The organism is Isoptericola sp. NPDC057191, from assembly GCF_042670225.1.
Classification (GTDB): domain Bacteria; phylum Actinomycetota; class Actinomycetes; order Actinomycetales; family Cellulomonadaceae; genus Isoptericola.
In genome coordinates this window covers 1-7,184 of record NZ_JBHUWC010000202.1, presented here as the reverse complement: position 1 = coordinate 7,184, position 7,184 = coordinate 1, and the positions used below count along the sequence as shown (strand labels likewise).

6 protein-coding genes are annotated in these 7,184 nt (G+C 76.1%); 4 read left to right on the top strand and 2 right to left on the bottom strand.

What is annotated here, in order from left to right:
- Positions 1-37: 37 nt before the first annotated feature.
- The gene (locus ACFT55_RS17965; protein ID WP_380245209.1) at positions 38-1,477 is read right to left on the bottom strand and encodes an NlpC/P60 family protein; all 1,440 of its coding nucleotides are present in this window, start codon (positions 1,475-1,477) and stop codon (positions 38-40) included.
- Positions 1,478-1,914: 437 nt separating this feature from the next.
- On the opposite strand from ACFT55_RS17965, the gene ACFT55_RS17960 reads away from it, so the two are divergent.
- From ACFT55_RS17960 to ACFT55_RS17950, 3 genes are all read left to right on the top strand, one after another.
- The gene (locus ACFT55_RS17960; RefSeq protein ID WP_380245208.1) at positions 1,915-3,300 is read left to right on the top strand and encodes a bifunctional o-acetylhomoserine/o-acetylserine sulfhydrylase; all 1,386 of its coding nucleotides are present in this window, start codon (positions 1,915-1,917) and stop codon (positions 3,298-3,300) included.
- On the top strand, positions 3,297-4,607 hold the full coding sequence (locus ACFT55_RS17955; RefSeq protein WP_380245207.1) for a homoserine O-acetyltransferase: 1,311 nt from the start codon (positions 3,297-3,299) through the stop codon (positions 4,605-4,607). The genes ACFT55_RS17960 and ACFT55_RS17955 overlap by 4 nt, the downstream gene beginning before the upstream one ends.
- A 123-nt stretch (positions 4,608-4,730) precedes the next feature.
- The gene (locus ACFT55_RS17950; protein WP_380245206.1) at positions 4,731-5,159 is read left to right on the top strand and encodes a VOC family protein; all 429 of its coding nucleotides are present in this window, start codon (positions 4,731-4,733) and stop codon (positions 5,157-5,159) included.
- A gap of 12 nt (positions 5,160-5,171) precedes the next feature.
- Here ACFT55_RS17950 and ACFT55_RS17945 read toward each other — a convergent pair whose 3' ends face one another.
- Positions 5,172-6,113 (bottom strand): hypothetical protein, encoded by a 942-nt coding sequence (locus tag ACFT55_RS17945; RefSeq protein WP_380245205.1) that lies wholly within the window; start codon positions 6,111-6,113, stop codon positions 5,172-5,174.
- Positions 6,114-6,152: 39 nt separating this feature from the next.
- Here ACFT55_RS17945 and ACFT55_RS17940 point away from each other — a divergent pair, with 39 nt between their 5' ends.
- Positions 6,153-7,112 (top strand): zinc-binding dehydrogenase, encoded by a 960-nt coding sequence (locus ACFT55_RS17940; RefSeq protein ID WP_380245204.1) that lies wholly within the window; start codon positions 6,153-6,155, stop codon positions 7,110-7,112.
- Positions 7,113-7,184 lie beyond the last annotated feature (72 nt).

The window sequence follows — 7,184 nt, the reverse complement described above, 5'->3', positions numbered from 1 at the left end:
ATTCTCGCCGTTTCCGTACCCACAGCCTCAGGGGCGGTCAGGGGCGACCGGCGTAGGGCATGACGTCGTCCCAGCGGACGGAGGTCTCGCGGACGTCGACGCCGGGGCGCGGAGCCTCGACCATCATGCCGTTCCCGGCGTAGAGCGCGACGTGCCGGATGGTCGACGGGTCGGACGGGTCGTTCGCGTAGAAGATGAGGTCGCCGGGCCGCATCGAGCCGTACGCGACCTTCCCGACCGTGAGGTACTGCGACCGCGACGTGCGGGTGATCCACACGCCTGCGGCGTTCCACGCCCCCGACGTCAGGCCGGAGCAGTCGTAGCCCGGGTTGCCCGTCCCGCCCCACTGGTACGCGATCCCGATCTTGGAGCGCGCCCAGGCCAGCGCGGCGCGCCCCTGGGCGGCGCTGCCCTGCCCGACGCCGCTGACCGGCGGCGGCTGGGGCGTCGGGTCGGGCTTCGGGTCCGGCCTCGGCGACGGGGCAGGCGCCGGGTCGGGCGCGGGGTCGGGTGCGGGATCGGGCGCCGGGGCAGGGTCGGGCTCCTGCGTGCGCGTCGGCCGTGGGTCGGGCTGCGCGCGGTCGTCGCCGTCGGACGCCGTGTCCCGGGTCCCGCCCGTCGTCGCGGACGCGCGCGGAGCGTCCGCGGACCGGTCGGGCGACGCGGTGGCGTCCGACCCCTCGCCGACCGCCCCGGACGCCGCCTCGGCGGCGGCCTTGGCGGCTCGCTCCCGCGCCGCCGCCGCGCGCTGCTGCCGGTCGGCCTCGCGCTGTCGCTCCAGCTCGACGGTGGTGCTGCGCAGGTCGGCAAGGCGTGCGAACAGGCGGTCGCGCTCCTGCTCGGCGGCGGTGGTGCGGGCGGTGAGGTCGGCGGCGGTGCGCCGCGCGGTGGCGAAAGCGGCCGCGGCCGCCTCGCCCGCCTCCTGCTGCGCGGCGCGCGCGGCGTCCCACCGGGCGTCCGCGTTGCGCGCCGTGGCGCGCAGGTCCGCCTGCTGTGCCAGCGTCCGGGCGATCCGCCGGTCGACGGCTCGCTGTGCCGCGTCCGAGGAGACGACGTCGCCGAGGTCGCGCGCGCCGGCCACGACGTCGAGCGGCCCGAGGGCGCTCTCGGACGCGCGCGCGGTGGTCCGGTAGGCGTCGGCGAGGGAGGACCGGGCGGCGTCCTCGGCCGCCTGGGCCCGGTCGGCGCGCTCGCGCGCGGCGTGCGTCTCGCGCTTCGCGGCGGCGAGCGCCTCGCGCGCCTCCGCGTAGTCCTCCGCCGCGGTCTGGACGTCGGCCTCGGCCCGCGCGAGCTCCGCACGGATCGCGTCGAGCCGCGCCTGCGCCCCGGCGACGTCCAGACGCGCCGCGTCCTCGGCCGCGTGCGCGGCGGCGACGTCGTCGTCGGACGGCGGGTCGGCCCACGCGGCCCCGCCTGCGGGCACCCCGCCGAGCAGCGCCACGATCGCCAGCGCGGTCGCTCGCCGGTATCGGGCCACGCGAGGCACACCTCCGGCGCGGGTGGTCCCGCGGTCCGCAGACGGACGGCTGGTGCGACGCATGGGCTGCTCCTCCTTCGGGCAGGCGCTGTCCGGGCAACCTCGCCCAGGCTCACCCGATCGGGCACGCACCGCCACCGGAGAGTGCGAGGCCCGCCCGGGAAGCAAGGCGACACGCCGTCCATATTTTGGTCTCAGATGGCGAGATCCGGCTGTCGCCCCCGGTGCGCCAGGGCTACCGTCGTCCGCATGACCCGCCGAATGTGCCGCTGACCACCGCGCACGTTCGCCTGCCTGCGGCCGCTCGTCGACCCAGCCATCCGCTCCGCGTGCGCAGCAGACCGCCGCGGCCCCGCCTCAGACGCGCAGGCCCCTGGGACCCGCCGCGGCCCGATCGCCGACCGAGCCGACCCGCGCCCACCTGCCAGGAGCACGTCATGACCACCTCTCGCTGGACCTTCGAGACCCGCCAGATCCACGCCGGCCAGAGCCCCGACCCCGTCAACGGGGCCCGCGCGCTGCCGATCTACCAGACCACGTCGTTCGAGTTCCCCAGCGCCGACGTCGCCGCCGACCGCTTCGCGCTCGCCGACCTCGGCCCCATCTACACGCGCATCGGCAACCCGACGCAGGAGGCCGTGGAGGCCCGCGTCGCCGACCTCGAGGGCGGCGTCGGGGCGCTGCTCGTCGCCTCCGGCCAGGCCGCCGAGACCCTCGCGATCCTCAACGTGGCGCAGGCGGGCGACCACGTGGTGGCCAGCCCCAGCCTCTACGGCGGCACGTACAACCTGCTGCGCCACACGCTGCCCAAGCTGGGCATCGAGACGACGTTCGTCGACGACCCGCACGACCCCGCCGCCTGGCGCGCGGCCGCCCGGCCGAACACCAAGGCGTTCTTCGCCGAGACGATCCCCAACCCCCGCGCGGACGTGCTCGACATCGCCGGTGTCGCCGACGCCGCGCACGAGGTCGGGGTGCCGCTCATCGTGGACAACACGATCGCGACGCCGTACCTGGTGCGGCCGATCGAGCACGGTGCGGACGTCGTCGTGCACTCCGCCACCAAGTACCTCGGCGGCCACGGCGCCGCGATCGGCGGCGTCATCGTCGACGGCGGCACCTTCGACTACGCGGCGCAGCCCGAGCGCTTCCCCGGCTTCAACGAGCCCGACGAGAGCTACCACGGCCTCGTCTACGCGCGGGACCTCGGCGTCGGCTCGGCGCTCGGGGCCAACCTCGCCTACGTGCTCAAGGCGCGGGTCCAGCTGCTGCGCGACCTCGGCCCCGCCGTCGCGCCGTTCAACGCCTTCCTGCTCGCCCAGGGCCTCGAGACGCTCTCGCTGCGCGTGGAGCGGCACGTCGCCAACGCGCAGCGCGTCGCCGAGTGGCTGGAGGAGCGCGACGACGTGCGCGTCGTGCACTACGCCGGCCTGCCGTCGTCCCCGTGGCACGCCAACGCGCAGCGCTACGCCCCGAAGGGTGCCGGCGCCGTCATCGCCTTCGAGCTCGACGCGACCGACCCCGAGCAGGCGTCCGCCGCGGGCCGCGCGTTCGTCTCGGCGCTGCGGCTGCACTCGCACGTGGCCAACATCGGCGACGTGCGCTCGCTGGTCATCCACCCCGCCTCGACCACCCACTCGCAGCTCACCCCGGCCGAGCAGGCGTTCTCCGGCGTGACGCCGGGCCTGGTGCGGCTCTCGGTCGGGCTCGAGGGGATCGAGGACATCCTGGCCGACCTCGAGCTCGGCTTCGCCGCGGCGACGGCTACGGCTACGGCTCCGGCTACGGCGGGCGCGACGACGGACGACGAGGCCGCCGCGTGACGCGCGCGACGGGGATGCCCGGACGGCTGCCGGTGCGTCGCGGCGGCGGGGTGCGCGTCGCCCCCACCGTGCCGTCGGTGGGCGGCCGCACCTCGGGCGACGCCCCGCGGGTCCGCCCGACGCCGGTCTCCCGGTCCCGCGTGAAGCCTCCGGTGCCCGCCACGGGGGCGTGGCGCGAGGGCGACCCCGTCGCGGAGAAGAAGTTCGCCGACGTCGGCGCGGTCGAGCTCGAGGCGGGCGGCGTGCTGCCCGACGTGCGGGTCGCCTACGAGACCTGGGGCGAGCTGGACGAGGACGGGTCCAACGCCGTCCTCGTGCTGCACGCCCTCACGGGCGACGCGCACGTGGCCGGGGCCCCCGGGCCGGGCCAGCCGACCGCCGGCTGGTGGGCGGACATGATCGGCCCCGGGGCGCCCATCGACACCGACCGATACTTCGTCGTCGCGCCGAACGTGCTGGGCGGTTGTCAGGGGACCACCGGGCCCGCGTCGGACGCTCCTGACGGCCGCCCGTGGGGCGGCCGCTTCCCCCGCGTGACGACCCGCGACCAGGTGGCCGCCGAGATCGAGCTCGCCCGGCAGCTGGGGATCGAGCGCTGGACGCTCGTCGCCGGCGCCTCGATGGGCGGGCTCCGCGTGCTCGAGTGGGCCCTGCTCGGCCCCGAGGCGGGCATCGCGGTGGACGGCATCGCCGCCATCGCCACGACGGCACAGACGTCCGGCGACCAGATCGCGTGGGCGCACCCGCAGCTGGGCGCGATCCGGGCCGACCCGCGCTGGCGCGGGGGCGACTACTACGAGGCAGCCGACGGCGACGGACCCGACGCCGGCCTCGCCATCGCCCGCCAGATCGCGCACACCACGTACCGGACGGCGGCCGAGCTCGACGTCCGCTTCGGACGGCTGCCGCAGGGTGGCGAGGACCCGCTGGGCGACGGCCGCTACGCCGTCCAGTCGTACCTGGACCACCACGGGGACAAGCTCGCGCGTCGGTTCGACGCGAACTCCTACCTGGTGCTCACCGAGTCGATGCTGAGCCACGACCTGGGCCGCGACCGGGGCGGTGTCGAGTCGGCGCTGTCGCAGATCACGGCGCGCGCGCTGGTCGTGGCCGTCGACTCGGACCGGCTGTTCCCGCCGGACCAGGCGAGCCGCATCGCGGCGTGGATCCCTGGCGCCGAGCCGCTGCGCATCGTGACCTCCGACTTCGGCCACGACGGCTTCCTCATCGAGTTCGACCAGCTCGGCCCGATCGTGGCCGAGTTCCTCGCGAACGTCAGCGTCGAGGAGGCCGGGGGCGCCGAGTGACCCGGCGGGGGCCGGGTTCGCGCTGACGGGTCGTCGCGCGCGTGTCGGGGGGCGCGCCTAGCGTGGTTCCCGGCCGCCGACCCGCGCGGCCGGCCCACCCGCGACCCGTGCTGGAGGCGACCCATGGTCCGGCTCAACCCCTACCTCAGCTTCAAGAACCAGGCGCGCGAGGCGCTCGAGTTCTACCAGTCGGTGCTCGGCGGCGACCTCGACATCAGCACGTTCGGCGGCATGCCCGCGGACTCCGGCATGCCGATCGAGGACGCCGACAAGGACCTCGTCATGCACGGCCAGCTCGACACGCCGTCCGGCCTCACCCTCATGGCCGCCGACTCCGGCTCGATGATGCCGTACGTGGCCCCCACCAGCGGGGTGACGGTGGCACTCACCGGCGGGCCGGAGGACTACGACTACGTGGCGGGCGCGTACGCGAAGCTCGCCGAGGGCGGATCGGACGCCATGCCGTTCGACAAGGCGCCGTGGGGCGACTTCTACGGCCAGGTGACCGACCGGTACGGCATCACGTGGATGTTCGACGTCGGCGCGCCCTGACCGACCCGCGCGTCAGCTGACGAGCAGTCGCTCCCGGCGGGCGGCGAGGGCGGCGAGCTCGGCGTCCGCGGCCGAGGCTCGTGCGGCGAGGCGCGCGCGGACCGTGTCCACCGCACGGCCCGCGACACGGACACGGTCGCGCGCCTCCGCGATCCGGTTGCGCACGGACCAGTCCGTGAAGATGTTGTCGAACCAGACGTCGAGCGTGCGGGTGAACCCGTCGACCCCGACGTCGCCCACGCCCTGCTCGCCGAGGTCGCCCAGCTCCACGGTGAGCCGCCGCAGCGCGCCGTCGGCCCGACGCAGGAGCGCGGCGGCCTTGTCGAGACGGTCGTGCTTGGCCATGCTCGCGATCGCGCCGCCGTCGAAGAACGTGTCGTAGGTCGACCAGCCGTCGGCGCTGCGCAGCTCGTTCCCGGCCGCGGACAAGGCTGCCGCGGCGACCGCGGCGGCCTGCCGTGCCTCCGCGATCTCCCGCTGCTCGGTGCGCCACGCGCCGGTCTGCTCGGCCACGTCGGCCAGCTCCGCGGCGGCCGCGCCGCCGCCGTCGCGCACCCACTCCTCCTTGGCGGCCAGGGCCGCCGTCCAGCGGCCCTGCACGTCGCCGAGCGCGTCCATCGCCGCCTCGACGTCGGCCAGGTCGCGGGCGGCCGCGTCGCGCCTGGCCTGTGCGGACGCCGCGACGTACTCGGCCGCCTGCTGCTCCGCCCGTTCCGCGTCCAGCCGCTGCGCCCGGTCGCCGCGCACCGCGGACCACACGCGCGCCAGGCTGAGCGACTCCAGCCGCCGCACGTCCGCCGTCTCGTCCGCGAGGGACGCCCGCGCCGTCACGAGCGCCTCGTCCGCGGCCGCCAGCGCCTGGCGTGCGCGCTCCCGGCGGCCGGACTGCTGCGTGTGCTCGACGACGGCGGCGCGCGCGGCCGTGAGCCTCTCCTCGACGTCACCGACTGGCATGCGCCACAACCTAGCGGCCCGGCCAGTAGGTTGGGCTGCATGCTCGCCGCCACCGTCGCCCGGTTCTCGCCCGACTCCCCGCTCGACGGCCTGGAGGTGGGCGACCGGCCGGAACCGGAGGCGCGCGAGCACTGGACCACGATCGACGTCCGTGCCGCCACGCTGAACCATCACGACCTGTGGTCGCTGCGCGGCGTCGGGCTGCGGGCCGAGCAGCTTCCGATGATCCTCGGGACGGACGCCGCCGGCACCACCTCGGACGGCACGCGGGTGCTGGTGCACGGGGTGATCGGCGCCGACGGGCACGGCGTCGGGCCGCACGAGCGCCGCACCCTCCTGTCGGAGCAGTACCCGGGCACCCTCGCCGAGCGCGTGGCCGTGCCCGCGCACAACCTGGTGCCGATCCCCGACGACCTGTCGTTCGAGGACGCCGCGTGCCTCCCGACGGCCTGGCTCACCGCGTACCGGATGCTGTTCGGCGCGGCGGGCCTCGCTCCCGGCGACCGGGTGCTGGTGCAGGGCGCGGGTGGCGGCGTCGCGACCGCCGCGGTCGTGCTCGGAGCCGCCGCGGGACTCGAGGTGACCGTCACGTCCCGGTCCGCGGAGCGCCGCGAGCGCGCCGTGGCGCTGGGCGCCGCGCACGCGATCGAGACGGGCGGGCGCCTTCCGGAGCGCGTCGACGCGGTGGTCGAGTCGGTCGGTCAGGCCACCTGGGCGCACTCGGTGCGGTCCGTGCGCCCCGGCGGCACGATCGTCGTGTGCGGGGCGACGTCGGGCGACGCCCCGCCCGCCGAGCTGACCCGCGTCTTCTTCAACGAGATCCGCGTGCAGGGCGTGACGATGGGGACGCGCGACGACCTCGCCGCCCTGGTCCGGTTCGTCGCCCGCACGGGGGTGCGGCCCGTCGTCGACTCGCAGGTGTCGCTGGCCCAGGTGGGCGACGGGCTGGCCCGCCTCGACGCCGGGGAGCAGACCGGGAAGATCGTCGTCCTCCCCTGACCCGACGCCGGTGTCCCCTCACCGCGATTCGACGCCGAGGAACTCGCGGCGTTCGTGCACGGGGTCAAGCGG

Excerpts from the sequence above, each read along its gene's own strand:
- ACFT55_RS17960 (WP_380245208.1), top strand. The coding sequence starts at position 1,915 with ATGACCACCTCTCGCTGGACCTTCGAGACCCGCCAGATCCACGCCGGC.
- ACFT55_RS17950 (WP_380245206.1), top strand. The coding sequence starts at position 4,731 with ATGGTCCGGCTCAACCCCTACCTCAGCTTCAAGAACCAGGCGCGCGAG.
- ACFT55_RS17945 (WP_380245205.1), bottom strand. The coding sequence starts at position 6,113 with ATGCCAGTCGGTGACGTCGAGGAGAGGCTCACGGCCGCGCGCGCCGCC.
- ACFT55_RS17940 (WP_380245204.1), top strand. The coding sequence starts at position 6,153 with ATGCTCGCCGCCACCGTCGCCCGGTTCTCGCCCGACTCCCCGCTCGAC.